This is a genomic window from Streptomyces sp. GbtcB7 (genome assembly GCF_019091445.1).
GTDB lineage: Bacteria > Actinomycetota > Actinomycetes > Streptomycetales > Streptomycetaceae > Streptomyces > Streptomyces mirabilis.
On sequence record NZ_JAGXJM010000011.1, the window covers coordinates 143925 to 170113 of the forward strand.

Consider the following 26189-nt stretch of genomic DNA (forward strand, 5'->3'; position numbering starts at 1 on the left):
GCGTCGACAAGCGTGCGGCGCATTCCTGCACGGTTCATTTCGATCCGGTACGCCGGTACGCGCCCCCCGGGTCAGCGCCCCGGATCAGCGCCTCGGCAGGGTCAGTTCGAACCATACGGTCTTGCCGGCGCTGGTGCGGCTCGTGCCCCACTCGCGGGCCAGCGTGCTGACGATACGCAGACCGCGGCCGAACTCGTCGCCGGGGCTCGCGCTGAGCAGCGTCGGCAGGGTGTGGTCGTCGTCGGCCACCTCGCACAGCAGCGTGTCGCCGCGCACGAGCCGCAGTTCGATCCGGCGGCTGTGCGCGTGCCGTACGGCGTTGGTCACCAGTTCGCTGACCATCGACTCGGCCGGGTCGGCCAGCCGGGCCAGACCCCAGTCGTGGAGCTGTTCACGGACCACGGTGCGGGCCCGGCCGGCCTCGACCGGGTCGAGCGAGAGCCGCCACTCGGCGACGTCCTCGGGTTCGATGCCGTTGAGCCGAGCCATCAACAGGGCCACGTCGTCCTTGCGGCCGCCACGGGTGTTGAGGGAGCGGATGATCGTGTCGCAGGCGTCGTCCATGGACGCGGCCGGGTGGGCGGCGGACTCACAGAGCGTGGCGAGGCCGACGCCGATGTCCTCGCCGCGCACCTCGACCAGGCCGTCGGTGCACATCACGAGCCGGTCGCCGGGCGCCACCGGCACGCGTACCGCCTCGAAGGGCACGCCGCCGACCCCGATGGGCGCGCCGGTCGGCAGGTCGAGCAGTTCGCTGTGGCCGTCCTCGGCACGGACCAGGACGGGCGGGATGTGGCCCGCGTTGGCGATCTCCAGCTCGCCGGCGATGGGATCGTAGACCGCGTACAGACAGGTCGCGAGATAGTGCTCGCCGAGCCGCTGGGCCAGATCGTCGAGGTTGCGCAGGAGTTGGGCGGGCGGCAGGTCGAGCGCCGCCATGGTCTGCACCGCCGTACGCAACTGGCCCATCATCGCGGCCGAGTTGAGGCCGTGGCCCATCACGTCGCCGACGACGAGGGCGGTGCGGGAGCCGGGCAGCTTCACCGAGTCGAACCAGTCGCCGCCGACGCGTCCCAGCAGGGTGCCGGGCAGATAGCGGGTGGCGATGTCGCAGCCGGCCATGCGGGGCGCGATGTGCGGCAGCATGCTGTCCTGGAGGGTCTCGGCGACGCTCTCCTGGTAGGTGTACATGCGCGCGTTGTCGAGGACGAGGCCCGCGCGGGCCGCGAGTTCGGCGCCGGTGACCCGGTCCATGTCGTTGAACTCGACGCGCTCCGGGTGGCGCAGCAGGATCATGAACCCGAGGACCACGTTGCGGGCCTTCAGGGGCACGACCAGCATGGAGCGGTTGGTGATCAGCGGCCTGATGTCGCGCTTCTCGAACTGCGCGGCGATCATGTGCCCCATCTGCTCGCTGATGCGCGGCACGAGGACGGGTTCACCGGTGGTCATGCACTGGAAGAACGGTGTGTGCGCGGGGAACGGCATGGCCTCGCCGACCGGCACGACGTCGTCCCAGCGGCCGGGCTCGTCGGTGTGTTCGACGGCGACGCGGTGCCACATGGTGGTCGTGTCGGGCACACCGTCGGGGAAGCCCTCACCGGCGACGACCTGTTCGCGCAGATAGGTGCCCGCCACGTCCGTGAAGCGCGGCACCACGGCCCGGCTGACCTCGAGGATCGTCTGCGCGAGGTCGAGCGAGGTACCTATGCGTCCGCTGACCTCGTTGAGGAACTCCAGGCGTTCGCGGACGGCGACGTACTCGAGGTCCTCGCCCTCCTCGTCCTGGAACTCCTGCGGCAGAAGCTCGCCGGTGGCCGCCGCGCGCGCCGCCCACTCACGGCGCGCCTTGCGTTCGGCGCGCCGGGGCACACCCCAGTCGGGAGTCACCGGCACCCGGTCGTTCTGGCTGAACTCCAGGACGGGGTAGCCTAGTTCGAGTACCTGGGAGACGATGCGGGCGCCCTCGACCACGCTCATGCTGGGCAGGATCTCGGGCAGTCTGCGGGCCAGTTCCTCGGCGCCGGGAAAGTCGGTGTGCAGCGCGAAGCCGGGCGCGATGCGCTCGATGGCCACCTCTTCGTCCTCGTGGCGCAGCGCGTCCGCGTCGGCGGCGAGCACGAGCAGCCGCTCCGGTCCGGGGCCGACCAGCGGGTACGCCCACCACAGGACGTCCACGCGGTCCCGCTCGGGCACGGTGAGCCGGGCGCGTCCGGCGGCCGGGTAGGAGAACCGTCCGCCGAGGGAGGACTCCAGGCCGGGGCCGAGTCCGTCGTACGCCGCGTACGCCCCGTAGGGCGCGATCTCGTCCTCTTCGGGGAGCGCGCCGGAGACGGGGAGCAGGTCGACGGCGGGGCGGCCCACCGCGTCCTCCTTGGACACGCCGAACTGGCGCCGGGCGCCGGTGCTCCAGTGCGACACCAGTCCGTCGCGGTCGACGACCACCACGGCCAGCGGGATGCGGCCGGCCTCGGTGTGCTCCACCGCGCCGTCCCCAGCTCCGCGGCTGTGAGGTGCGCCCGCTTCGGTGCCACTCGCGGTGCCACTTTCCGTGCCACTTGCTGTGCCGCTGTCCATGGCCGAGGCCCTTCCTCCCCACGGCTCCGCAAGATCTGTGCCGCCTTCACTACCGTACGGCTGCGGCCCGTCGCGATGTGTGGCAATACGGGAATTGACCTTTCCAGGGGGGCGGCTCCGGCGCACCGCCCGCCTCCACGAAGGGGCCCGCGGCGGCCGTTCAGTCCTCGTGGCCGAGCTGCAGATCCCGCTCCGTGCGCCCCCCACCGGCCACTTGCAGCACGGTGGCCACCGGCGGGTAGCCCGCCGCGATGACGGTGTACTCGCCGGAGGACAGGTCGACGAACCGGAACGCCCCGTCCGCACCGGTGGTGAGCGTGTCCACCACGTTCCCCGCGGCGTCCAGGAGCGTCACCCGCGCGTCCTCGACGGGCCGGCCGCCGCCCGCCCGCACGGTGCCGCGCAGCACGGCGCCGCCCGCGAGTTCGACGTCCTGGCGGGTCTCGCGCGAGGCCTGCACGCTGACGGGGAGGGCGGCCGGGCGGAACGCGGGCGCGCTGGCGGCGAGGGTGTACTCGCCCGCCACCAGCTCCGTGATGACATAGCCGCCTTCGCGTCCGCTGCGGGTGGTGGCCACGACCTCCCCGTGGACGTTGGTGAGCGTGACGGTGGCGTCGCGCACGGGACTGCCGTCCGCGGTCAGCACGCTCCCGGCGAGGCGTCCCGCGCCGCCGAGGACGACGTCCAGTTCCACGGGGCGCTCGCCGATGGTCACCGAGACGGCCTGCGGCTGGTGGCCGCCGGCCGCGGCGATCAGGACGTACGACCCAGACCCGGGCGTGGACAGCGCGTACCGGCCGTCCTCGCCGCTGGCGCCCCGCCCGATCTGCTGTCCGGCGATGTCGATGAGGGTGAGCGCGGCGCGCGGCACGACGGTCCCGTCGGGGTGCTGCACGGTGCCGCAGACGGGGATCCCGGCGGCGTAGGACGAACGGGCCTGCGGGATCGGGGCGTTCACCCGTGCGGCTTCCGGGTCGGCGATGGGGGCGTTGTGGGACACCAGCGGTTTCTCCTTGAGGAAGCAGGCGATGAGCAGGCCCAGGACGAGCACCGGGACGAGATAGAGGAAGATCCGCGGCATGGCGTCCGCGTAGGCGCGGACGTAGTCGTCGCGCAGGGCCCCGGGCAGGGAGTGGACGAGCTGCGGGGTGATGGACTCGGGGTCGGGCAGGCCGGTGCGTGGGGGCAGGCGGTCGGCGAGCGCGTCCGAGAGCCGATGGGCGAACAGCGTGCCGAAGATGGCGGCGCCGACGCTGCCGCCGATCTGCCGGAAGTAGTTGTTGGCGCTGGTCGCGGTGCCGAGGTCGGCGGGGCGCACGGAGTTCTGCACGGCGAGGACCAGGACCGGCATCACCATGCCGATGCCGGCGCCGAGGATGGCCATCCAGACGCTGTACTGCAGGCGGGGCGTGTCGACTTCGAGGCGGGACAGCAGCCACATGCCGAGGGCCGACAGGGCGCTGCCGAGGACCGGATAGATCTTGTAGCGGCCGGTGCGGCTGATGAGCTGCCCGCAGACGACCGAGGCGCCGACGATGCCGCCCATCATGGGGAGCATCAGGAGTCCGGACTCGGTGGCGCTGGCCCCGTCGACCATCTGCAGGAAGGTCGGCAGATAACTGGCCGCTCCGAAGAGGGCGACGCCGATGACGAGCCCCACCAGGGCGGTGATGTTGAAGACGCCGTCCTTGAACAGCCTCGGCGGGATGAGGGGTTCGGTGGCGAAGCGCTCGGCGACGAAGAAGAGGACGGTCGCGACGAGCGCGCCCGCGCCGAGCCCCATGATGACCCGTGAGCCCCAGGCGTACTCGGTTCCGCCCCAGCTGGTCAGCAGGACCAGGCAGGTCGACGCGGCGGCCAGCAGCAGCACACCGAGTACGTCGACGCGTCCGCGCGCGGGGGGCCTGGGCAGTTTCAGCACGACGGTGACGACGGCCAGGGTGAGCAGGCCGAAGGGCACGTTGATGTAGAAGCACCAGCGCCAGGAGAGGTGGTCGGTGAAATAGCCGCCGAGGAGGGGCCCCGCGACCGAGGCGACGCCGAAGGCGGCGCCGATCAGGCCCATGAAGCGGCCGCGCTCGCGAGGCGGCACGATGTCCGCGATGATCGCCTGCACGCCGATCATGAGGCCGCCCGCGCCGACGCCCTGGATCGCTCGGAAGGCGATCAGCTGGTCCATGCTCTGGGCGCGTCCCGAGCACGCCGAACCGGCCACGAAGACGACGATCGCGAACTGGAAGACGCCCTTGCGGCCGAAGAGGTCGCCGAGCTTGCCGTAGACGGGGAGTCCGACGGTGGAGGTCAGCAGATAGGCGGTGATCGCCCAGGACATCCTGCCCAGGCCGTGCAGCTCACCGACGATCTTCGGGAGCGCGGTGGCCACGATCATCTGGTCGAGCGCGGCGAGCAGCAGCGCGAGCATGAGCCCGAAGAAGACCAGCCGCACCTGGCGCGGGCTCAGGCGGGCGGTCCCGGGGGCCGGTGGAGGGGAGTGCCGCGGAGGCGCGGCAGCCGGTTCGTCCTGCACCAGAGTGATCCCGCCCACGTACCGCTCCCCTCGTCGCGCCCACCGCACAATTCCCGCTTATCGCGACAACTGTGAGCAAGCACGACGAGTTACGGCGTACCGCCGCGGCGCGAGGACATCCACTCGAACCGGTGAGAGTGACAACGCGCCCCGGAGAGTTGCCTCTTGGGCCGTGCGCCCGCCAAAGAGGCGTAGGTCCTGGCTACTTCTGCGTCTCGGTGGTGAGCCTGTCGAGCACCAGGTCGTAGATCCTGCCGAGGCCCTTGGGCGCGAAGGTCTTCTCGAAGAAGCCGCCGATGCCGCCCGCGCCGTCCCAGACGGTGGTGACGACGACGCGGGACTTGCCCTCGCCGGCCGGGGTGACCCGCCAGGTGGTGACCATGGAGGAGTTGCGGTCCTTCTCGACGAGCTCGCCGTCGGTGGGCTCGGTGACCTCGAGCAGGCAGTCGCGCACCCGCTTGCTGGTGGCCTGGAGCTTCCAGTGGACGACGGTGCCCTCGCCGTCCCCGCCCTCGCGCACCTCGTACTCGCTGAAGTGCTCGGGCAGCAGCTTCGCGCGCGTGCCGCTGTAGTCCGCCAGGGCGTCGAACACCGCCTCCGCGTCCGCCGCGATGACCCGCTCCGTCGTGGCCTCGACCTGCGCCATTGCACTTCCTCCAGCACTTGGTGACTCGGGGTGTGCGGCAAGCCAACCACCCGGCGGCCCGACCCCCCAAATCGGGGCCCCGAAATTGCGGTCGCACGATCAAGGGAACATGTGTTCTATTCTGTGGCCAGTGCTATCGAGGAGGCGTCATGCGCTGGGACAACCTCACAGCGGACCCCGCCGGGGACCGCGCCCGGGACGCCGCGCTGTTCGGCGCGGACGCGGTGACCACCCGTACGTTCGACACCCCGGAGTTCCGTGGCATCACCTTCCACGAGATCCGGGCCCGCTCGATCGTGAACCGGGTACCGGGGGCCTCGCGCATGCCCTTCGAATGGACGGTCAACCCCTATCGGGGCTGCACACACGCGTGTGTGTACTGCTTCGCGCGCAAGACCCACAGCTATCTGGACCTCGACACGGGACTCGACTTCGACTCCCAGATCGTGGTGAAGGTCAACGCGCCGGAACTGCTGCGCCGCCAGCTCGGCTCGCGCCGCTGGCAGGGCGAGCACATCGCGATGGGCACGAACGTCGACTGCTACCAACGGGCCGAGGGCCGCTACCGGCTGATGCCCGGCATCATCGCGGCCCTGCGCGACCACGCGAACCCCTTCTCGATCCTGACGAAGGGCACGCTGATCCTGCGCGACCTCGACCTGCTGAAGCAGGCCTCCGAGGTCACCGACGTCGGGATCTCGGTCTCCGTGGGCTTCACCGACTCCCAGCTGTGGCGCACCGTCGAGCCGGGCACCCCGGCCCCGGAGCGCCGTCTGGACGTCGTGCGCACCCTCACGGACCACGGCATCGGCTGCGGGGTCCTGATGGCCCCCGTGATCCCCTTCCTGGGCGACAGCCCGGCCCAACTGCGCGCCACCGTACGGGCGATAGCGGCCTCCGGGGCCACCTCGGTGACCCCGCTCGTACTGCATCTGCGGCCCGGCGCCCGGGAGTGGTTCATGGCCTGGCTGGAGCACTACCACCCGTATCTCGTACGGCGCTACGAGCGGCTGTACGCGGAGGGCGCGTACGCCCCGAAGTGGTACCAGCGCCGGATCACCCGTCAGGTCCACGAGCTGGCCCAGGAGTACGGCATCGGTCCCACGCGCGCGGGGATGCCCCGCAGGATCGCCGCGCCCGCGGAGCCCGCCGAGCCCGTGGCGCCGGAGCCGACCCAGCTAACCCTGCTCTGACCACGGCGAACGGCCGTTGCCCGGACCGTCCCTGACGGCATCCGAGCGGATCACACGGCTCAATTGGGTCAAGACTTTCCAGAACGAGTTCTTCCGGGGCCCCTTTCCGGGACGATGCGGCGAAGGCCGTGGCGTGCACGGCTCAAAATCCTCCGTCCTTGGGAGGCTCTGTGAAGAAACGCGCAGCTGCTCTGTGCGGGGCGGCGGCCGTGCTGGCCGGGATGATCACGTCGATCCCCGCCGACGCGAGCGCCGGTTCCGCGACCGCACCGCGCACCACCCTCATCACCGCGAAACCCACCTGGAAGAAGTGCGGGACCAGCCGCTATCCGACGCTCCAATGCGCGTCCCTGAAGGTGCCGCTGGACCACTCCAAGCCCCACGGCCGGCAGATCACCCTCGCCCTCTCACGCGTCCCGCACACCGCGAAGACGTACCAGGGGCCGCTGTTGGTGAACCCGGGCGGTCCCGGCGGCAGCGGGCTCTCGCTGGCCGGATTCGTCGCCTCCTCGCTGCCGAAGGCAGTGGCGGCGCAGTACGACGTCATCGGCTTCGACCCGCGCGGCGTCGGCGCCAGCAAGCCCGCCCTGGACTGCAGGCCCGGGTCGTTCAACCCGGTGCGCCCGGACTCCGTGCCCAGCACCCCCGCGATCGAGAAGGCCAACCTCGACCGCGCCAAGGCCTTCGCCAAGGCGTGCGGCAAGAAGTACGCCGACCTGCTGCCGTACATCGACACGGTGAGCGCGGTCCGGGACATGGACTCGATCCGCGCCGCGCTCGGCGCCAAGAAGATCAACTACTTCGGTTACTCGTACGGCACCTACCTCGGTGCCGTGTACGCGAAGCTCTACCCGCAGCGCGTACGCCGACTGGTGCTCGACTCCATCGTCGACCCCACCGGTGTCTGGTACGAGGACAACATCGCCCAGGACTACGCCTTCAACGACCGCCACCAGGCGTTCATGGCCTGGGTCGCCAAGCACGACGCGACCTACAAGCTCGGCACGGACCCGGCCGGGGTCGAGGCCAAGTGGTACGCCATGCGGGGGGCGCTCGCCAAGAACCCCGCGGGCAATAAGGTGGGCGCCTCCGAACTGGAGGACACCTTCATCCCGGGCGGCTACTACAACGGCTACTGGCCCACCCTCGCCGGGGCGTTCGCGGCCTACGTGAACGACAAGAAGACGGCCCCCCTCGTCGCGGCCTACGAGAACCTCGGCGCCATCGACGCCTCCGGCGACAACGGCTACAGCATCTACACCGCCGTGCAGTGCCGTGACGCCTCCTGGCCGCGCGACTGGAACCAGTGGCGCAAGGACAACTGGGCGGTGTACGGCAAGGCGCCGTTCATGGCCTGGAACAACGCCTGGTACAACGCGCCGTGCGCGTTCTGGCCGACGAAGACGCTGCGGCCGGTGAACATCGCCAACAAGGCGCTGCCGCCGACGCTGCTCTTCCAGGCCACGAACGACGCGGCCACCCCCTACGAGGGCGGCGTGACGGTCCATCACGCACTGCGCGGCTCCAGCCTGGTGGTCGAACAGGGTGGCGGGAACCACGGCATCACGCTGAGCGGGAACGCCTGCCTGGACAAGTACCTGGCGGCGTACCTCACCAACGGCAAGGTGCCGCACGGCAGCGGCGTGGCCGACGCGGTGTGCAAGAAGCTGCCGGACCCGGAGCCGAAGAGCACGAAGGCTGCGTTGTCCACCGCCTCGGGCGGTGCGTCCTCGGCAGGCGCGACGCTGCACGGGCTGCTCGGCCACCGCGGCTGAGCACGTCCTGACGGCCCGTCGGGGGCGTTGTCAGACCCATGGTCCACCATGGACGCATGAGTGAGCTGACCCGCATTCCCGCCCCCGACGGGGTCGCCCCCGCCGCCGCGTACTCGCATGTCGTCCTCGGCACGGGCCGCTTCGTCGCGGTCTCGGGGCAGCTCGCCCTGGACGAGGACGGCAAGCTCGTCGGCGCGGGCGACGCGGCGGCGCAGGCCCGCCAGGTGTTCGAGAACCTGCGCCGCTGCCTGGCCGCCGCCGGGGCGACCTTCGACGACGTCGTCAAACTCACCTTCTTCGTCACGGACATGGCCCACATGCCGGCCGTCCGCGCGGCCCGCGACGCCCACATACCCGCGGACCGCCTCCCGGCCGCGTCGGCGGTCCAGGTCGCCGCGCTGGTCCGCCCCGAGTTCCTGATGGAGATCGAGGCGTACGCGGTGGTGGACGAGTGAGCGCACTCCCGGTCCTGATCCGGGAGATGGTCCTCTCGGACTGCGAGCGGGTGGCCGAGATCCGCATCCGCGGCTGGCAGACCGCGTACCGGGGGCTGATGCCCGAGGCGTACCTCGACGCGCTCAGCGTGGCCGAGGACGCGGCCCGGCGGCGCGAGCGTTTCGGGCGGGGCGGCGGCGCGATCGTGAACCTGGTCGCCGAGCGGGACGGCGAGGTGGTCGGCTGGGCCTGCCACGGCCCGTACCGGGACGACGAAGCCCGCGGCGACGGCGTCGGGGCGGCCGAGTTGTACGCGATCTACGTCGATCCCGAGCGGGTCGGGGCCGGGGTGGGCCGCGCGCTTCTCACGGAATCGATCGCCCGCTGCACCGCCGCGGGGCACGAGCGCATGCTGCTGTGGGTGCTAGAGGGAAACACCAGGGCACGTCGGTTCTACGCCCAGGCCGGATTCGGACCCGACGGTGGCGAGGAGCCCTTCGATGTGGACGGTGTCGCGGTGCCCGAGGTCCGGTACGCCCGCACCCTCACGCGCCCGGGCGCCGGCACCGGGGCGCGCCCGTAGCGCGGGAACATCTTTGCGGTTACGACCCGTTCCCGTGCGGACGTCACGGACTACGCTCGAAGGGCCGGGTCCGGAGCGCGACGACACGGTGAGCACGGTCGACGAGGCGCTGCGGGAGGCGGCCCGTCGGCCGCCCGCCGTGTCACCCGGGCAGTCGGGCCAGCGCGTGCACGGCCGCCTCGGCGAGTACCGGATGGGCGAGCGCCTCGTTCAGGACGGGTCTCGCGCGTACGTCCCCCAGCGCCCCGAGCCCCTCCACACAGGCCAGGGCGACTCCGCGGTAGGGGTCGTGGGGGCGCAGCCTGCGCCCCAGGGTGGTGATCAGCGCCGGTACGGCCTCGGGGGCGCGCAGCTCGACCAGGAGCCGTACGGGATGCAGCGCGTAGGCGACGCGCAGTTCGTTGGTGGCGAGCGCGGCCGCCGCGCGGGCCGTGCGCGGATCGCCGAGGTGCGCGAGCGCGTGCGCCGCGGACGCGCAGCGCTGTGGGTCGCGGTGGTTCAGCAGCAGGACGAGCGCCTCGAAGGCCCGCCGGTCCCCGGCGAGTCCGAGCCGGAAGGCGACCAACTCCCGGGCCCACAAGGGCTGTCCGGGCGCGGTCAGCGCGTCGGCCAGCACATTCGGATCCTCGGTCGCCACGAGTCGCTCGTACGCCGGCGAATCCCCCGCCTCGTTTCGTAGACGCTCCGTGAGTGATCGCAACTCTTCGTCCATGAAGCCGAGCCTAGGCGCGGTCCCCGTCGCTCCGGGACCTACATCACAAACTCGGGGGCTGGCGCGCTCGTTACCGGCGGGTTAAGCTCAGACGAGCGAGTTACCCACTCGCGTCTTGCTTGCGGTGGCCTGGTGACGCAGCCACCGTGAGAGCAGTCGGTTCGGTACCTCAGGTACCTCAGTACGACACGGCTCCGGGACAGGGCCGGTCGGCTTCACCGTTCCCTGGGTGCGCCCTCGCGGGCACCCCCCTCTGGACGGCACCGGGCGTGTGCGCTCGTCAGCCCGGCAACACCCGCACTCTCCGCACTCCGTGCGCCTCCTGGGCGTACCTGCGTGCGCTCCTCAGTCGTCACCCTCTTCCTGGAGTCCCGCGATGGCAACTCCCCTGTCCGACACCCCTCTGTCCCCCATCAAGACCGTTGCCGTCGTCGGCCTCGGCACGATGGGCACCGGCATCGCCGAGGTCCTCGTCCGGGCCGGCCGCGAGGTCATCGGCATCGACATCAGCGAGGCAGCGGCCGCCCAGGCCGTCTCCGCCCTCGAAGCCTCCACCGCCCGCGCCGTGCGACGCGAGCGACTCAGCGAGCAGGAGCGCGCCGACGCTCTGCCCCGCTTCCGCACCTTCACCGACCTCGCGGCCGCCGCCGACGCCGATCTGGTCATCGAGGTGACCCCGGAGTCGTACGACATCAAGCAGCAGGTCTTCCGGGCGCTGGACGGCATCGTGCGTCCGGACACCATCCTGGCCACCGGCACCAACGCCCTCTCGGTGACGCGCCTGGCCGCCGACTCGGCCCGCCCCGAGCGCGTCCTCGGCCTGCACTTCTTCAACCCGGCCCCCGCGATGAAGCTGGTCGAGGTCGTCTCCTCGGTGCTCACCGCGCCCACGGCCGTGACCGCGGTCACCAACCTCGCGCTCGACCTCGGCAAGGAGCCCGTCGCGGTCGGCGACCGCCCCGGCTTCGTCGCCGACGGACTGCTGTTCGGCTACCTCAACCAGGCCGCCGCGATGTACGAGGCCAAATACGCCTCCCGCGAGGACATCGACGCCGCGATGAAGCTCGGCTGCGGGCTGCCCATGGGCCCGCTCGCGCTGCTCGACCTCATCGGCGTCGACACCGCGCGGACGGTCCTGGAGGCCATGTACGCCGAGTCCCGCGACCGCCTGCACGCCCCCGCGCCCATCCTCAAGCAGCTCAGCGAGGCGGGCCTGACCGGCCGCAAGTCGGGGCGCGGCTTCTACTCCTACGAGGCGCCCGGCAGCGCGACGGTCGTGCGGGACGCGCTGACCCCCCTCTCCGGCGGCCCCGAGGTCCCCGGCCGCACGGTCCGCTCCGTGGGCGTCGCGGGCTCGGGGACCATGGCCTCCGGCATCGCCGAGGTCTTCGCGAAGGCCGGGTACGAGGTCGTCCTCGCCGCCCGCACCGAGGAGAAGGCACAGGCCGCGAAGGCCCGCATCGGCAAGTCCCTGGCCCGCTCGGTCGACAAGGGCCGGATGACCGCCGAGGCCGCCGCGAGCACCCTGGACCTGATCGTCCCGGCGGGCTCGTACGACGCCTTCGCCGACGTCGATCTCGCCCTGGAGGCGGTGGCCGAGGACCTGGAGGTCAAGCAGCAGCTGTTCGGGGTGTTCGACAAGGTCTGCAAGCCCGGCGCGATCCTCGCCACGACCACCTCCTCGCTGCCCGTCGTCGCCTGCGCCCGTGCCACCTCACGCCCCCAGGACGTGATCGGCATGCACTTCTTCAACCCGGCGCCGGCGATGAAACTGGTCGAGGTGGTCCGGACCGTCCTGACCGCGGACGACGTGCACGCCACGGTCCGTGAGCTGTGCGGGAAGATCCGCAAGCACCCGGTGGACTGCGGGGACCGGGCCGGTTTCATCGTGAACGCGCTGCTCTTCCCGTACCTGAACAACGCGATCAAGATGGTCCAGGAGCACTACGCCACCCTCGACGACATCGACGCCGCGATGAGGCTGGGCGGCGGCTACCCGATGGGGCCGTTCGAACTTCTCGACGTCGTCGGTCTGGACGTCTCGCTCGCCATCGAGAAGGTGCTGCACCGCGAGTTCCGCGACCCGGGTCTCGCCCCCGCGCCGCTCCTGGAGCACCTGGTGGCCGCGGGCTGCCTCGGCCGCAAGACGGGCCGCGGCTTCCGCGAATATGCCCGCCGCTGAGCGTCCCGGCGACCGGCTGCCCGACACCGCCGACTGGGGCGGGCTGCTCGGCCCGGCCGGCAGCCCCCCGCCCATCGAGGGCGGGGGGTTCCCCGGACATGCGCGTTCCCCTGCGCACATGCAGTACGTTCGGGTCATGTCCCAGCCCGCCAAGTCCTCACGTACACCAGCCACGCCCGACGCTCCGGAGAGCGCCGCGGGCAGTCGCGCCGCCGCCCAACGGCTCAAGATGCGCCGAGAACTGGCGGCCGCGGCCATGGAGCTGTTCGCGACCAAGGGGTACGAGGCGACCACCGTCGACGAGATCGCGGCCCGGGCCGGGGTGGCCCGCCGCACGTTCTTCCGCCACTTCCGCTCCAAGGAAGAGGCGATCTTCCCCGATCACGACGACACCCTGATCCGCGCGGAGGCGGTCCTCAACGCGGCTCCGGCGCACGAGCACCCGCTCGACACGGTGTGCCGCGGCATCAAGGAAGTCATGACGATGTACGCGGCCCAGCCCGAGATCTCCGTCTCGCGCTACAAACTGACCCGCGAGGTACCCACGCTCCGGGAGGCCGAGATCGCCTCCGTGGCCCGCTACGAGCGGCTCTTCACCCGCTATCTCCTGGGCCACTTCGACGAGCACGCGCATGACGACGACGCCAACGACGATCCGCTGCTCGCGGAGGTCGCCGCGTCCGCCGTGGTCACGGCCCACAACCATGTTCTGCGGCGCTGGCTGCGGGCGGGGGGACAAGGTGACGTCGAGGCGCAGCTGGACCACGCCTTCTCCATCGTCCGCAAGACCTTCGGGACGGGGATCGGGGCCGGGCGGGAGACCACGCCCCGTACGGCGCCGGCGTCCGCCTTCACCGAGGGCGACGTCCTGGTGACCGTGGCCCGGGTCGACGCGCCGTTGGACCAGGTCATGCGGACCATCGAGCAGGCGCTGCGGGAGCGGTCGTAGAACGCGGGTCGCAGGCGCCTTCCGGCGCCGGGGGCGCGGTCCCGCCCGGACTCACGCGCGCCCGGCAGACGGACCGAGTCCCCTCCTGACGGCTCGGCCGGGGGCGAATCCGGGGGTCAGGGAGTCGTCCGGCTTTCCCGTCAGGAGTCCCGTCACCAGGCGTCCCGTCGCCGGGGCCAGCATCAGCCCGAGCATGTTGTGGCCGGTCGCCAGGACCACCCCGGGGTGCCCGGGGAGCGGGCCGATCAGGGGGAGGCCGTCCGTGGTCATGGGGCGCGGGCCCATCCACTCCTGCTCCCTGTGGTCCCAGTCCGCCTCCGGCAGATAGGGGCGGGCCGCCGCCACGATCGCGTCCACGCGGGACTGGCGGAAGTGGTCGGGGTCGTGGTCGAACTCCATCGTGCCGGCGACCCTCACCTTCCCCCGGGCTCTCGACTCCGCTCGACCAGAGGGCACCCCCCCCTACCCATCGGCGTGAGGACCGCCTTGGCACTGCCGAGGTGGACCAGGCGACGCGGCAGGGGGTCGGCCGGGACCGAGAAGCTGTAGCCCTTGCCGGGGGCGAGGTCGATGTCGACGCCCAGGGAGCGGCAGATCTCGCGGGACCAGACTCCGGCGGCGACCACCACCTGGTCGGCGCCGTACGTGCCCGCGGTCGTCCGGACCTCCACGCGGCCCGCGCCCTCGCGTACCGCGGTGACCCGGGCGCCCTCCACCAGCTCGGCACCGTCCCGCCGCAGCCGCTCGGCGAGCGAGTCCACGAACCGGCCGGGGTCCAGTGACCACTGGCGTTCGACGAGGAACCCGGCGCGGGCGGCGGGGCCGAGGGTGGGCTCGAGCTCCGCGAGTGCGGAGGCGGCCAGAACCCCTTCGGGGGCCACCGGGGCGCCGAGGCGGCGGAAGGCCGCCACACCGTGCGCCGCGGCCTCGTACGACGGATACGCGAAGAGGAAGCCGTCCTTCCCGGCGCCGCCGTCCACGCCGAGCGCCTCCAGCTCCTCGAACAGCGCGAACGTGTCCTCGGCCAGCGCGGCGAGCGACGCGACCCCGGCGTTGTACCGGCGGGCCGTGCTGTTCAGGCCGAGGCGGGCCAGGAAGCGCAGCAGCCGGACGTTCGGCACCGGGTTGAGGCTGGAGCCGGAACGGCGGGTCTTCGCCGTCGCCGAGTTGCGGGTGCCGCAGCTGGTCGCCATGGCCGTACGCCAGGAACGGGCCCGGTGCGCGGAGGCGCTGCTGTCCGGGTTGCACGAGCGCGAGGACTGGCCGGTGCTGCGGGAGACTCTCGTCGCCTGGGCGGAGTGCGGGTTCCAGCTGGTGGGAACGGCACGGCGGCTGGCCGTCCACCGGAACACGCTGCTGTACCGCCTGGCCAAGATCGAGGAACTGTCCACCCGCGACGTCCGCGACCCGCGCACGGCGATGGCCCTGTACCTGGCCTGCCTGGCAGACGCACTCTGACGCCGACCCAGCACGCCACCACCCCAGCCGGACGGACGCGGCCCGCATCGCGGGCTTCCCCGGGGACCCCGGCGCCGCGAGTCTTGGGCCGAAAAGTGCTGCCCCCAGGCAGGTACGCCCCCTGGCCCCGTCGCCCGCACCCCCGGCTCCGCCGACGAGCGCCCCCGTCATCGACCGCCCGGCACTCCCGACGCCCGACCCTCCCCCGGACGCCTCGTCGGCCCGCTGCAACGCCGACTCACCCCGACCCCGCCCCCGCACCGGAACCCTCACGCCGCGCCACCGACATCAGGTGTTCTCCGAAGCGGCCCGTCGCCCCGCGCCTCCGGCCCGCGTACCGGCCCCTCCACACCGCCCCTGACCAGTGTGTTTTGATCGATCATCGGTCGATCTGATCGATCATCGCTCACGTGTTACGTAAAGATTTCACCTGAGCGAAACTCATGGCACTCCGTGCCTTGCGAGGTGACACGGCGTGCCATACGTTGATGTTGTCCGGGCGGCCGGCGTGCAGAGACCTTTCGTACGCCGGCTGTCCCCGCAAGCCACGGCGAGCGCGCCCGGACGCCTGCGTCACAGGCAACCTTTTGCGCCAACCCGGCGCTGCCACCGCACCACCACCTTCGCCGAACCGACGGCACACCCCTCACTCCCAGCAGCAGCACCGACGTAACCCTCAAGTGTCTTCCCTCAAGACGCTCATCGCCGGAGGCAACACCGTGAAGGACATCCTGGACGCGATTCAGTCGCAGACGGCCACGTCTGCCGACTTCGCCGCTCTTCCGCTCCCCGAGTCGTACCGCGCGATCACCGTGCACAAGGACGAGACGGAGATGTTCGCGGGGCTCACCACCCGCGACAAGGACCCCCGCAAGTCGATCCACCTGGACGACGTGCCGGTGCCGGAGCTCGGCCCGGGCGAGGCCCTGGTGGCCGTGATGGCCTCCTCCGTCAACTACAACTCGGTCTGGACCTCGATCTTCGAGCCGATGGCGACCTTCGGTTTCCTGGAGCGCTACGGCAGGCTCAGCGAGCTCACCAAGCGCCACGACCTGCCGTACCACATCATCGGTTCCGACCTCGCGGGCGTCGTCCTGCGCACCGGCCCCGGCGTCAACGCCTGGAAGCCCGGCGACGAGGTCGTCGCGCACTGTCTGTCCGTCGAGCTGGAGTCCAGCGACGGGCACAACGACACGATGCTCGACCCCGAGCAGCGCATCTGGGGCTTCGAGACCAACTTCGGCGGCCTCGCCGAGATAGCCCTCGTCAAGTCCAACCAGCTGATGCCCAAGCCCGACCACCTGTCGTGGGAGGAGGCCGCCGCTCCCGGGCTCGTGAACTCCACCGCGTACCGGCAGCTCGTGTCGAGGAACGGCGCCGGCATGAAGCAGGGCGACAACGTCCTCATCTGGGGCGCGAGCGGCGGCCTCGGCTCGTACGCCACGCAGTTCGCGCTCGCCGGTGGCGCCAACCCCATCTGCGTCGTCAGCAGCGACCAGAAGGCGGACATCTGCCGGGCGATGGGCGCCGAGGCGATCATCGACCGCAACGCCGAGGACTACAAGTTCTGGAAGGACGAGCACAACCAGGACCCGAAGGAGTGGAAGCGGTTCGGGAAGCGGATCCGCGAGCTGACCGGCGGCGAGGACGTCGACATCGTCTTCGAGCACCCGGGCCGCGAGACCTTCGGCGCCTCCGTCTACGTCACCCGCAAGGGCGGCACCATCGTCACCTGCGCCTCGACCTCGGGCTACAACCACGAGTACGACAACCGCTACCTGTGGATGTCCCTGAAGCGCATCATCGGCTCGCACTTCGCCAACTACCGCGAGGCCTGGGAGGCCAACCGGCTGGTCGCCAAGGGCAAGATCCACCCGACGCTCTCCAAGGTGTACTCCCTGGAGGAGACCGGGCAGGCCGCGTACGACGTCCACCGCAACCTCCACCAGGGCAAGGTCGGCGTGCTCGCGCTGGCACCCCGCGAGGGCCTGGGCGTGCGCGACGAGGAGAAGCGCGCCCAGCACATCGACGCCATCAACCGCTTCCGGAACGTCTGAGGTCCCCAGATGACTGAGCGTCAGAACGCCGCTGGACGGCGGGAGAAGGACCGGCCGTGGCTCATGCGGACCTACGCCGGTCACTCCACCGCCGAGGCGTCCAACGAGTTGTACCGGCGCAACCTCGCCAAGGGGCAGACGGGTCTCTCCGTGGCCTTCGACCTGCCCACGCAGACCGGGTACGACCCCGACCACATCCTCGCCCGCGGCGAGGTCGGCCGGGTCGGGGTGCCGGTCTCGCACCTCGGTGACATGCGCCGGCTGTTCCAGGACATCCCCCTGGAGCAGATGAACACCTCGATGACCATCAACGCCACCGCCATGTGGCTGCTGGCGCTCTACCAGGTCGTCGCCGAGGAGCAGGGCGCCGACATCACCAAACTCCAGGGGACGACGCAGAACGACATCGTCAAGGAGTACCTGTCGCGGGGTACGCATGTCTTTCCGCCGGTGCCCTCACTCCGGCTGACGACGGACATGATCGCGTACACGGTCTCCCACATCCCCAAGTGGAACCCGATCAACATCTGCTCGTACCACCTCCAGGAGGCGGGCGCGACCCCCGTCCAGGAGATCTCGTACGCGATGTCGACGGCCATCGCCGTGCTGGACGCCGTCCGCGACTCGGGGCAGGTGCCCGCCGAGAAGTTCGGTGACGTCGTCGCCCGTATCTCCTTCTTCGTGAACGCGGGTGTCCGGTTCGTCGAGGAGATGTGCAAGATGCGGGCGTTCGGGCGGATCTGGGACCAGGTCACGCGCGAGCGGTACGGCATCCAGGACGCCAAGCAGCGGCGTTTCCGCTACGGCGTCCAGGTCAACTCGCTCGGTCTGACCGAGGCGCAGCCGGAGAACAACGTCCAGCGGATCGTCCTCGAGATGCTGGCCGTGACGCTCTCGAAGGACGCACGCGCGCGTGCCGTGCAGCTGCCCGCCTGGAACGAGGCGCTGGGGCTGCCCCGGCCCTGGGACCAGCAGTGGTCGCTGCGCATCCAGCAGGTGCTGGCGCACGAGAGCGACCTGCTGGAGTACGAGGACATCTTCGAGGGCTCGCACGTCATCGAGGCGAAGGTCGCGGCGCTCGTCGAGGAGTCGCTCGCCGAGATGGACCGGATCGACGAGATGGGCGGGGCGATGGCCGCCGTCGAGTCGGGCTATCTGAAGTCCCAGCTCGTCTCCTCGCACGCCGAGCGCCGGGCCCGGATCGAGGGCGGCACCGAGAAGATCGTCGGCGTCAACATCTTCGAGTCGACCGAGCCGAACCCGCTCACCGCCGACCTGGACGCGGCGATCCAGACCGTCGACCCGGCCGTCGAGGCCCGCGTGGTCGCCGCGCTGCAGAACTGGCGCGACACGCGCTACCAGCCACCGTTCAACCACCCGCGCCCCTGCAAGGCGCTGGAGCGGCTGAAGGAAGCGGCCAAGGGCACCGACAACCTCATGGAGGCCACCCTCGAGTGCGCCCGCGCCGGGGTCACGACCGGCGAGTGGTCCGAGGCCCTGCGCGAGGTGTTCGGCGAGTTCCGCGCCCCGACCGGCGTCTCGTCCGCACCCGTCGCGGTCACCGCCGAGGAGGGCACCGCGCTGGCGCTGGTGCGCCGCAAGGTCGAGGAGACCGCCCGCGAACTCGGCGTCGGCAAGCTCCGCTTCCTGGTGGGCAAGCCGGGCCTGGACGGGCACTCCAACGGCGCCGAGCAGATCGCCGTGCGCGCCCGCGACGCCGGGTTCGAGGTGGTCTACCAGGGCATCCGGCTCACGCCCGAACAGATCGTGGACGCGGCCGTCGCCGAGGACGTGCACGGCGTCGGCCTGTCCATCCTGTCCGGCTCGCACGCCCAGTTGGTGCCCGACGTGCTGGAGCGGCTGCGCGAGGCCGGCGCGGCCGACATCCCGGTGATCGCCGGCGGGATCATCCCGAACGCCGACGCCGAACTGTTGCGCGCCGCGGGAGTCGCCGCGGTATTCACACCGAAGGACTTCGACATCACCGGAATCATCGGCCGTATCGTCGACGAGATCCGGAAAGCGAACAAGCTCGACCCCCTGGAGGTCCCCGCATGACCACGCCCGTCAACCGCCTTCGCCCGCGGCGTTCCTGCCTGGCCGTGCCCGGCTCGAACCCCCGCTTCCTGGAGAAGGCCCAGGGCCTCCCCGCGGACCAGGTCTTCCTGGACCTGGAGGACGCCTGCGCCCCGCTCGCCAAGCCCGAGGCGCGGCACACCATCGTGAAGTTCCTGAACGAGGGCGACTGGACCGGCAAGACGCGGGTCGTGCGGGTGAACGACTGGACGACGCACTGGACGTACCGCGATGTCGTCACGGTCGTCGAGGGCGCGGGCCAGAACCTCGACTGCATCATGCTGCCGAAGGTCCAGGACGCCCAGCAGGTCGTCGCGCTCGACCTGCTGCTGACGCAGATCGAGAAGACGATGGGCTTCGAGGTCGGCAAGATCGGCATCGAGGCGCAGATCGAGAACGCGAAGGGACTCGTCAACGTCGACGAGATCGCGGCCGCCTCACCGCGTGTAGAGACCATCATCTTCGGCCCGGCCGACTTCATGGCCTCCATCAACATGAAGTCGCTGGTCGTGGGCGAGCAGCCGCCGGGCTACCCGGCGGACGCGTACCACTACATCCTGATGCGCATCCTGATGGCCGCCCGTACGCACGACCTCCAGGCGATCGACGGCCCCTACCTGCAGATCCGCAACCAGGAGGGCTACCGCGAGGTCGCCCGGCGCGCAGCCGCCCTGGGCTTCGACGGCAAGTGGGTGCTGCACCCGGACCAGGTCGCCGCGGCCAACGAGATCTTCTCGCCCTCCCAGGAGGACTTCGACCACGCCGAGCTCATCCTCGACGCGTACGAGTACTACACGTCCGAGGCGGGCGGCAAGAAGGGCTCCGCGATGCTCGGCGACGAGATGATCGACGAGGCCAGCCGCAAGATGGCCCTGGTCATCTCGGGCAAGGGCCGGGCGGCCGGCATGCAGCGCACGTCCAAGTTCGAAGCCCCGGAGGCCTGAGCACCATGCAGTTCGGACGCACGTACGAGGAGTTCGAGGTCGGCGCGGTCTACAAGCACTGGCCCGGGAAAACGGTCACGGAGTACGACGACCACCTCTTCTGTCTCCTGACCATGAACCACCACCCCCTCCACATGGACTCGAACTATGCGGAGCGGACGACGGACTTCGGCAGGAACGTCGTCGTGGGCAACTACATCTACTCGCTACTGCTCGGCATGTCCGTCCCGGACGTCTCCGGGAAGGCCATCGCCAACCTGGAGATCGAGTCGCTGAAGCACGTGGCGCCGACCTTCCACGGCGACACGATCTACGGCGAGACCACGGTCCTCGACAAGACACCCTCGAAGTCGAAGAGCGACCGCGGGATCGTCTACGTCGAGACCAAGGGCTACAAGCAGGACGGCACGCTGGTGTGCGTGTTCCGCCGCAAGGTCATGGTGCCGACCGAGACGTACATCAAGGAGCGCGGGGGCGAGCAGCCCGGCCGTCCGGAACTCAAGCAGCAGGAGAAGTAGCCATGGCGCGACTCGCCCAGACCGCCGGTCTCACCGACGTCCAGCAGGAGATCCTCTCCACCGTCCGCGACTTCGTGGACAAGGAGATCATCCCGGTCGCGACCGAGCTGGAGCACCGCGACGAGTACCCCCAGCAGATCGTCGACGGCCTCAAGGAGCTGGGCCTGTTCGGCCTGATGATCCCCGAGGAGTACGGGGGCCTGGGCGAGTCCCTCCTCACCTACGCGCTCTGCGTCGAGGAGATCGCCCGCGGCTGGATGTCGGTCTCCGGCATCATCAACACGCACTTCATCGTGGCGTACATGCTCAAGCAGCACGGCACGCAGGAGCAGAAGGACCACTTCCTGCCCCGGATGGCGCTGGGCGAGGTGCGCGGCGCGTTCTCGATGTCGGAGCCGGCGCTCGGCTCGGACGTCTCCGCGATCACCTCGAAGGCGGTCAGGGACGGCGACGAGTACGTCCTGAACGGCCAGAAGATGTGGCTGACGAACGGCGGCTCGTCGAACCTGGTGGCCGTGCTCGTACGAAGTGACGAAGGACACCCGGAGGGCACCGCGCCCCACAAGTCGATGACGACCTTCCTGGTCGAGAAGGAGCCCGGCTTCGGAGAGGTCCGCCCCGGCCTCACCATTCCCGGGAAGATCGACAAGATGGGCTACAAGGGCGTCGACACGACCGAGCTCATCATGGACGGACTGCGCGTTCCGGCCAATCGGGTACTCGGCGGCACCACTGGCCGAGGGTTTTACCAAATGATGGACGGAGTCGAGGTCGGCCGCGTCAACGTGGCGGCTCGTGGTTGCGGTGTCGCACAGCGTGCGTTCGAGCTGGGTGTCTCCTATGCCCAGCAGCGTCATACTTTCGGCAAGCCGATCGCGCAGCACCAGGCCATCCAGTTCAAGCTGGCCGAGATGGCCACCAAGGTCGAAGCGGCCCATGCAATGATGGTGAACGCAGCCCGCAAAAAGGACTCCGGGGAACGAAACGACCTCGAGGCAGGGATGGCGAAGTACCTCGCCTCCGAATACTGCAAGGAAGTGGTCGAGGACGCCTTCCGGATCCACGGCGGCTACGGCTTCTCCAAGGAGTACGAGATCGAGCGTCTCTACCGCGAGGCGCCGATGCTGCTGATCGGAGAAGGTACCGCCGAAATCCAGAAAATGATCATCGGGCGCCGACTGCTCGAAGAGTATCGACTCCAGGGTTAAGCGGGGTTGGATGTCACGGTTCGGGGTGTTTTCTTCGAGAAGAAGATCACACCCCGTCAACACTCTTCGGCCGCCGACTCGGCTTCCTGGCTTGCCCAGTTGCGGCCCGCGCCCGGTACGATCCCGGGAAAGCCGCCGTCCCCCGTTCCAGCGCGGCATCATCCGCTACGAAGGTCATCCATGCCCCACAGCCAAACCTCTGCACCTCGCGGCCGGGTCCGCCTCGCGCGCGGAGCATCGCCGTGGCTTCTCCCGACCGTTGCCACCGCAGCACTCAGTCTGGCCAAGGCACGCCGCTCCGGCGCCGCCAAGGCCGTGGCCGTACCCGCCACCGCGCTCGCGGCGGGCATGCTGTGGTTCTTCCGCGACCCCGAGCGCGAGATCGCCCCGGGCCGGGTCATCTCGCCCGCCGACGGTGTGGTGCAGAGCATCATGCCGTGGAAGGACGGACGCACCCGCGTCGCGATCTTCATGAGCCCTCTGAACGTCCATGTCAACCGCGCGCCGCTCTCCGGCACGGTGACCTCGGTCGAGCACATCCCCGGTGGGTTCGTTCCGGCGTTCAACAAGGAGAGCGAGAACAACGAACGCGTCGTCTGGCATTTCGACACCGAACTCGGTGACATCGAGATGATCCAGATCGCCGGCGCGGTCGCCCGCCGTATCGTTCCTTATATCCCGCAGGGTACGAAGGTCGAGCAGGGCGACCGGATCGGTCTCATCCGCTTCGGCTCGCGCGTCGACATCTACCTCCCCGAGGGTGTCGAGGTCGATGTGGAAGTCGGTCAGAAGACCGTGGCTGGGGTGACTCGAATTGACCGTGATTGATCCTGAGACTCAGGCCGGCTGGGTGCCGGAGGCCGACGAGGTGGACGACGAGGAGGAGATGCCCCTCTCTCTCCGCCTCTCAATAGCGGACACCCTCACCCTCGGCAACGCCACGTGCGGCTTCATGGCGGTGTACTTCACCACCACGGGCATTCTGATCCCGCACCTCACCGGCAGCCAGGAGTCGGGCATGGCGCGCCACAGCGCCGCCACGGCCGTCATCCTGATGCTCTGCGCCGCGGTCTTCGACCTCTTCGACGGCCTCGTCGCCCGCAAGCTGCGCTCCTCCCCCATGGGCGCGGAACTGGACAACCTGTCGGACCTGATCAGCTTCGGTCTGGCGCCCGCGTACTTCGTCCTCGTCTACGGCATGGTCGCGGACGACGCGCACCAGAGAGTGGCGGCGCTCGGCGCGATCGTGGTGTTGCTCGCGGTCGTCCTCCGCCTCGCCCGCTTCTCCTGCGTCACGGTGAAGGACGGCACGTTCCAGGGCATGCCGTCGCCGTTCGGAGCGCTGACGGTGGTCTCGATCGTGCTCCTGGAGCTGCCCTTCGCGGCGACGCTGATGGCGATCCTCGGCACGGCGTGGCTGATGGTGAGCCGGGTGGAGTACCCGAAGCCGCGGGGCCGCCTCGCGGTGGCGATGCTCTCCTGGATCGTCCTGTCCATGGGTCTGCTGGCGGCGTGGGCCTTCGACGCCCCCAGCGGTCAGCTCCTGCTCCAGACCGGCTGTGCGCTGCAGCTCGTCATGGGTGCGGTGATTCCGCTGTTCGCGACGGCTCGGCGGGTGAACAACTTCCGCGACAACCGGCGTGAGGCACGGGCGGCGCAGCTGCCGTAGCTTTTCCTCGTACGCCCGAAGGGGCCCGAACCGGACAACCGGTTCGGGCCCCTTCGTCGTACCTCTTCGTACCTCGTCGTACCTCTTCGTCCCCCGGGACGGGTCAGGTCAGGAAGTCACGGGCGATGTTCTGGGCCACCGTCTCCAGGATCGGCCCCGCGTCGGAGATGCATCGCGCGATGTCGGGCTCGACCTCCGTGAGGGGGTACGCGCGCCGGATGCCGGCCCTGCCGAGCGCCTCCGGGCGCAGTGCCAGGCGCCCGCACACCGCGACGACCTCCTTGCCCGCGGCACGGGCGGCCGCGGCCACCCCCGCCGGAGCCTTGCCGTGGAGGGTCTGTTCATCGAGGGACCCCTCACCGGTGATCACCAGGGTGGCCCTCTCCAGCGCGGGCGCGAAGCCGAGGACGTCGAGCATCACCTCGATACCGGGACGGAACCGGGCGCCCAGGACCAGCGCACCGTAGCCGATGCCACCCGCGGCTCCCGCCCCCGGCGCCGCGGCGTACTCCGTGGCCCTGGACCCGATCGACTTCTCCAGAACCGCGGCGAAGTGTCCGAGGGCCGCGTCCAGGATCTCCACGTCGTCGGGGCTCGCCCCCTTCTGGGGGCCGTACACGGCGGGCGCGCCCTTCGGCCCGGTGAGCGGGTTGTCCACGTCGCTGGCGAGGACGAAGTCCACGGAGGACAGGCGGGGGTCCAGGCCGGACAGGTCCGCGGTCGCCACGTCACTCAGCGCCGCACCGCCGGGCGCCACCGGCTCCCCCTCCGCGTCCACGAACCGCGCCCCGAGCGCGGACAGCATCCCCGCCCCGCCGTCCGTCGTGGCGCTCCCGCCCACGCCGAACACGATCGTCCGGGCCCCGGCGTCCAGCGCGGCCCGCAGCAGCTCCCCGGACCCGTACGTGGACGACGTCAGCGGCGCGAACACCCCGGCGGGCAGCCGCTGCAATCCGCTCGCCTCCGCCATCTCCACCACCGCGGTGCCGCCGCGCAGCGCGAAGGCGGCGGTGAGCTCGTCGCCCAGCGGGCCGGCGACCCGCACCTCACGGCGCTCGAACCCGGCCGCGACCGCCGCGTCCACGGTCCCGTCGCCGCCGTCGGCCACGGGCAGCGCCTCGACCTCGACACCCGGCACGACCCGGCGCAGCCCGGCCATGACGCGCTCCGCGACCTGCACGGCGGTCAGCGACCCCTTGAACTTGTCCGCGGCGATCAGCACCCGCGAAACACGCCCGGTGCCCGCACGTGTCGTCTTCACAGCAGAGTCCGCCACCTTGCATTCCCCTTGCTTTCCGGCCTCGCACACGTCAAGGCAGTCGCGCCGTTGCGACCTTAACCGCAGGACGCCCCCGCCGTCATGCCCCGACCGGCCCGTGGAACACCGCACGCTCATGCCCGGAATTGGGTAAACCGGAGCTATGACTCCTGTGGGCACCGAACTCGCGGACCGCGTTCTCGGGGGCTGGCTGGGCCGGATCGCGGGCAACATGCTCGGCAAGCCGGTCGAGCAGGGCGACCACTGGACGCGGGACCGTATCGACCGCTATCTGCGACAGGCCGCCGCCCTGCCGCTCACCGACTATCTTCCCGAGCCCGCCACCGACGGCGACGCCGGCGAGTTCGAGCTGCGGCCCGAGTGGCGGCAATGCGTGCGCGGCCGCATCCACGGCAGCTGCCGTGACGACGACGTCGACTACGCGATCCTGGGCCTGCACCTGCTGGAGACGCACGGTTTCGGTTTCAGCACCGAGCAGGTCGGCGACCTGTGGCTGCTGCGGCTGCCGTATCTGCAGACGTTCACGGCGGAGCGGGCCGCGTACCGCAACCTCGCCAACGGCATCAAACCGCCGCTGACGGCGACGTACGACAATCCCTACCAGGAGTGGATCGGCGCCCTGATCCGCGCCGACGTCTACGGCTGGACCAACCCGGGTGCGCCGCGCCGGGCGGCCTCCCTAGCCCGTCGGGACGCCGTGCTGTCCCACACCGGCAACGGCGTGTACGGGGCGATGTGGGCGGCGGCGCTCGTCTCGGCCGCGTTCACCGCGCCCACGGTCCGCCACGCACTGGACACGGCGCTGACCGTCATCCCCGCGAGCAGCCGCCTCGCCCGCACCGTACGCCGGGTGCTCACGCTTCACGAGACCCGGATGACCTGGGAGGACACGCTCACCACGGTGTCCGAGGAGACCGCGGGGCTCGGCTGGATCCACACAATCCCGAACGCCGCCGTCCTCACGGCCGGGCTGCTCTACGGCGACGGCGACTTCACCCGGACCATCACGCTGACCGTCCGCGGCGGCCTGGACACCGACTCGAACGGCGCGACGGCGGGCTCGGTGGCCGGGGTCCTGTGCGGGGCCGAGGCCATTCCCGCGCAGTGGAAGGACCCGCTGGAGGACACCGTACGCAGCGCGGTGTTCGGCTTCGACGGCGTACGGATCAGTGAGCTGGCCGCGCGGACGCTCGCGCTGACGGAGGCGGAGGCGGAGATGGGAGCCGAGGCCGAGGGGCCGTCCGGTGCCGGTCCCGACGTCCAGGACCTGTCCTAGCCGACGGGTGTCGGGGCCGTCTCGAACACGTCCGCCGTGATCCCCGTCGCCGGCAGGACCAGCCTCGCGCCGCCGCGGCGGCGACGGCTTCCCAGGGTGCGCGTAGTGCTTCGCCGAGGCGGACA

Annotated in this window: 22 protein-coding genes; 15 read left to right on the forward strand and 7 right to left on the reverse strand. The window is 70.6% G+C overall.

The genetic code is table 11. From position 1 onward, the window contains the following. Positions 1 to 84: 84 nt before the first annotated feature. The 3 genes from KVT44_RS19685 to KVT44_RS19695 all read right to left on the reverse strand — a co-directional run bounded on the left by KVT44_RS19685 (position 85) and on the right by KVT44_RS19695 (position 5750). A complete protein-coding gene (locus KVT44_RS19685) occupies positions 85 to 2577 on the reverse strand; it encodes a SpoIIE family protein phosphatase (protein ID WP_217567960.1) in 2493 nt (830 codons plus the stop codon). Positions 2578 to 2737: 160 nt separating this feature from the next. Beyond that, on the reverse strand, positions 2738 to 5122 hold the full coding sequence (locus KVT44_RS19690) for an MFS transporter (protein ID WP_217567961.1): 2385 nt from the start codon (positions 5120 to 5122) through the stop codon (positions 2738 to 2740). A 184-nt stretch (positions 5123 to 5306) separates the two neighbouring features. Further along, positions 5307 to 5750 carry an SRPBCC family protein gene (locus tag KVT44_RS19695; protein WP_099919809.1) on the reverse strand — a complete coding sequence of 148 codons (444 nt, stop codon included), beginning with the start codon at positions 5748 to 5750 and terminating at the stop codon, positions 5307 to 5309. A gap of 149 nt (positions 5751 to 5899) precedes the next feature. Between KVT44_RS19695 and KVT44_RS19700 the strand changes: the two genes are divergently transcribed. The 4 genes from KVT44_RS19700 to KVT44_RS19715 all read left to right on the forward strand — a co-directional run bounded on the left by KVT44_RS19700 (position 5900) and on the right by KVT44_RS19715 (position 9736). Further along, complete coding sequence (locus KVT44_RS19700; RefSeq protein WP_217567962.1) at positions 5900 to 6943, forward strand: Rv2578c family radical SAM protein; 1044 nt, start codon at positions 5900 to 5902, stop codon at positions 6941 to 6943. A gap of 170 nt (positions 6944 to 7113) precedes the next feature. Then, positions 7114 to 8718 (forward strand): alpha/beta hydrolase, encoded by a 1605-nt coding sequence (locus KVT44_RS19705; protein ID WP_217567963.1) that lies wholly within the window; start codon positions 7114 to 7116, stop codon positions 8716 to 8718. Positions 8719 to 8774: 56 nt separating this feature from the next. Next, positions 8775 to 9173 (forward strand): RidA family protein, encoded by a 399-nt coding sequence (locus tag KVT44_RS19710; protein ID WP_143628860.1) that lies wholly within the window; start codon positions 8775 to 8777, stop codon positions 9171 to 9173. A gap of 26 nt (positions 9174 to 9199) precedes the next feature. Further along, positions 9200 to 9736 carry a GNAT family N-acetyltransferase gene (locus KVT44_RS19715; protein ID WP_217568045.1) on the forward strand — a complete coding sequence of 179 codons (537 nt, stop codon included), beginning with the start codon at positions 9200 to 9202 and terminating at the stop codon, positions 9734 to 9736. Between the two features lie 142 nt (positions 9737 to 9878). Here KVT44_RS19715 and KVT44_RS19720 read toward each other — a convergent pair whose 3' ends face one another. Then, a complete protein-coding gene (locus KVT44_RS19720; RefSeq protein WP_217567964.1) occupies positions 9879 to 10448 on the reverse strand; it encodes an adenylosuccinate lyase in 570 nt (189 codons plus the stop codon). A 376-nt stretch (positions 10449 to 10824) separates the two neighbouring features. Here KVT44_RS19720 and KVT44_RS19725 point away from each other — a divergent pair, with 376 nt between their 5' ends. Together KVT44_RS19725 and KVT44_RS19730 are read left to right on the forward strand one after the other, a co-directional pair. Then, positions 10825 to 12630 (forward strand): 3-hydroxyacyl-CoA dehydrogenase family protein, encoded by a 1806-nt coding sequence (locus KVT44_RS19725; protein ID WP_190168045.1) that lies wholly within the window; start codon positions 10825 to 10827, stop codon positions 12628 to 12630. Between the two features lie 136 nt (positions 12631 to 12766). Continuing rightward, on the forward strand, positions 12767 to 13579 hold the full coding sequence (locus KVT44_RS19730; RefSeq protein ID WP_060901027.1) for a TetR family transcriptional regulator: 813 nt from the start codon (positions 12767 to 12769) through the stop codon (positions 13577 to 13579). A gap of 51 nt (positions 13580 to 13630) precedes the next feature. Here KVT44_RS19730 and KVT44_RS19735 read toward each other — a convergent pair whose 3' ends face one another. After that, positions 13631 to 13978 (reverse strand): FAD-binding oxidoreductase, encoded by a 348-nt coding sequence (locus KVT44_RS19735; RefSeq protein WP_217567965.1) that lies wholly within the window; start codon positions 13976 to 13978, stop codon positions 13631 to 13633. A gap of 14 nt (positions 13979 to 13992) precedes the next feature. Further along, a complete protein-coding gene (locus KVT44_RS19740) occupies positions 13993 to 14700 on the reverse strand; it encodes an FAD-binding oxidoreductase (RefSeq protein ID WP_217567966.1) in 708 nt (235 codons plus the stop codon). A gap of 4 nt (positions 14701 to 14704) precedes the next feature. Between KVT44_RS19740 and KVT44_RS19745 the strand changes: the two genes are divergently transcribed. The 8 genes from KVT44_RS19745 to pssA all read left to right on the forward strand — a co-directional run bounded on the left by KVT44_RS19745 (position 14705) and on the right by pssA (position 23509). After that, positions 14705 to 15037, forward strand: coding sequence for a CdaR family transcriptional regulator (locus KVT44_RS19745; protein ID WP_254649602.1), 333 nt, complete (start codon positions 14705 to 14707; stop codon positions 15035 to 15037). Positions 15038 to 15756: 719 nt separating this feature from the next. After that, a complete protein-coding gene (ccrA, locus tag KVT44_RS19750; protein ID WP_099925275.1) occupies positions 15757 to 17094 on the forward strand; it encodes a crotonyl-CoA carboxylase/reductase in 1338 nt (445 codons plus the stop codon). A gap of 9 nt (positions 17095 to 17103) precedes the next feature. Further along, positions 17104 to 19152 (forward strand): protein meaA, encoded by a 2049-nt coding sequence (locus KVT44_RS19755; protein ID WP_190168042.1) that lies wholly within the window; start codon positions 17104 to 17106, stop codon positions 19150 to 19152. Continuing rightward, positions 19149 to 20114 (forward strand): CoA ester lyase, encoded by a 966-nt coding sequence (locus KVT44_RS19760; RefSeq protein WP_075029694.1) that lies wholly within the window; start codon positions 19149 to 19151, stop codon positions 20112 to 20114. The genes KVT44_RS19755 and KVT44_RS19760 overlap by 4 nt, the downstream gene beginning before the upstream one ends. Before the next feature lie 5 nt (positions 20115 to 20119). After that, a complete protein-coding gene (locus KVT44_RS19765) occupies positions 20120 to 20632 on the forward strand; it encodes a MaoC family dehydratase (RefSeq protein WP_075029693.1) in 513 nt (170 codons plus the stop codon). A 2-nt stretch (positions 20633 to 20634) separates the two neighbouring features. Then, positions 20635 to 21840: an acyl-CoA dehydrogenase family protein gene (locus tag KVT44_RS19770; protein WP_054230299.1), complete on the forward strand. Its 1206-nt coding sequence runs from the start codon at positions 20635 to 20637 to the stop codon at positions 21838 to 21840. 180 nt (positions 21841 to 22020) lie between these two features. Then, complete coding sequence (locus KVT44_RS19775; RefSeq protein ID WP_095851695.1) at positions 22021 to 22668, forward strand: phosphatidylserine decarboxylase; 648 nt, start codon at positions 22021 to 22023, stop codon at positions 22666 to 22668. Between the two features lie 22 nt (positions 22669 to 22690). After that, the gene (gene pssA / locus KVT44_RS19780; protein WP_054230301.1) at positions 22691 to 23509 is read left to right on the forward strand and encodes a CDP-diacylglycerol--serine O-phosphatidyltransferase; all 819 of its coding nucleotides are present in this window, start codon (positions 22691 to 22693) and stop codon (positions 23507 to 23509) included. Positions 23510 to 23612: 103 nt separating this feature from the next. Here pssA and KVT44_RS19785 read toward each other — a convergent pair whose 3' ends face one another. Further along, a complete protein-coding gene (locus KVT44_RS19785) occupies positions 23613 to 24731 on the reverse strand; it encodes a glycerate kinase (protein ID WP_217568047.1) in 1119 nt (372 codons plus the stop codon). 199 nt (positions 24732 to 24930) lie between these two features. Here KVT44_RS19785 and KVT44_RS19790 point away from each other — a divergent pair, with 199 nt between their 5' ends. After that, positions 24931 to 26064: an ADP-ribosylglycohydrolase family protein gene (locus tag KVT44_RS19790; protein WP_217567967.1), complete on the forward strand. Its 1134-nt coding sequence runs from the start codon at positions 24931 to 24933 to the stop codon at positions 26062 to 26064. Positions 26065 to 26189 lie beyond the last annotated feature (125 nt).

Excerpts from the sequence above, each read along its gene's own strand:
- KVT44_RS19685 (WP_217567960.1), bottom strand. The coding sequence starts at position 2,577 with ATGGACAGCGGCACAGCAAGTGGCACGGAAAGTGGCACCGCGAGTGGC.
- KVT44_RS19700 (WP_217567962.1), top strand. The coding sequence starts at position 5,900 with ATGCGCTGGGACAACCTCACAGCGGACCCCGCCGGGGACCGCGCCCGG.
- KVT44_RS19755 (WP_190168042.1), top strand. The coding sequence starts at position 17,104 with ATGACTGAGCGTCAGAACGCCGCTGGACGGCGGGAGAAGGACCGGCCG.
- KVT44_RS19715 (WP_217568045.1), top strand. The coding sequence starts at position 9,200 with ATGGTCCTCTCGGACTGCGAGCGGGTGGCCGAGATCCGCATCCGCGGC.
- KVT44_RS19695 (WP_099919809.1), bottom strand. The coding sequence starts at position 5,750 with ATGGCGCAGGTCGAGGCCACGACGGAGCGGGTCATCGCGGCGGACGCG.
- KVT44_RS19710 (WP_143628860.1), top strand. The coding sequence starts at position 8,775 with ATGAGTGAGCTGACCCGCATTCCCGCCCCCGACGGGGTCGCCCCCGCC.
- KVT44_RS19765 (WP_075029693.1), top strand. The coding sequence starts at position 20,120 with ATGCAGTTCGGACGCACGTACGAGGAGTTCGAGGTCGGCGCGGTCTAC.
- KVT44_RS19735 (WP_217567965.1), bottom strand. The coding sequence starts at position 13,978 with ATGGAGTTCGACCACGACCCCGACCACTTCCGCCAGTCCCGCGTGGAC.
- KVT44_RS19730 (WP_060901027.1), top strand. The coding sequence starts at position 12,767 with ATGTCCCAGCCCGCCAAGTCCTCACGTACACCAGCCACGCCCGACGCT.
- KVT44_RS19790 (WP_217567967.1), top strand. The coding sequence starts at position 24,931 with ATGACTCCTGTGGGCACCGAACTCGCGGACCGCGTTCTCGGGGGCTGG.
- KVT44_RS19775 (WP_095851695.1), top strand. The coding sequence starts at position 22,021 with ATGCCCCACAGCCAAACCTCTGCACCTCGCGGCCGGGTCCGCCTCGCG.
- KVT44_RS19770 (WP_054230299.1), top strand. The coding sequence starts at position 20,635 with ATGGCGCGACTCGCCCAGACCGCCGGTCTCACCGACGTCCAGCAGGAG.
- KVT44_RS19720 (WP_217567964.1), bottom strand. The coding sequence starts at position 10,448 with ATGGACGAAGAGTTGCGATCACTCACGGAGCGTCTACGAAACGAGGCG.
- KVT44_RS19760 (WP_075029694.1), top strand. The coding sequence starts at position 19,149 with ATGACCACGCCCGTCAACCGCCTTCGCCCGCGGCGTTCCTGCCTGGCC.
- KVT44_RS19725 (WP_190168045.1), top strand. The coding sequence starts at position 10,825 with ATGGCAACTCCCCTGTCCGACACCCCTCTGTCCCCCATCAAGACCGTT.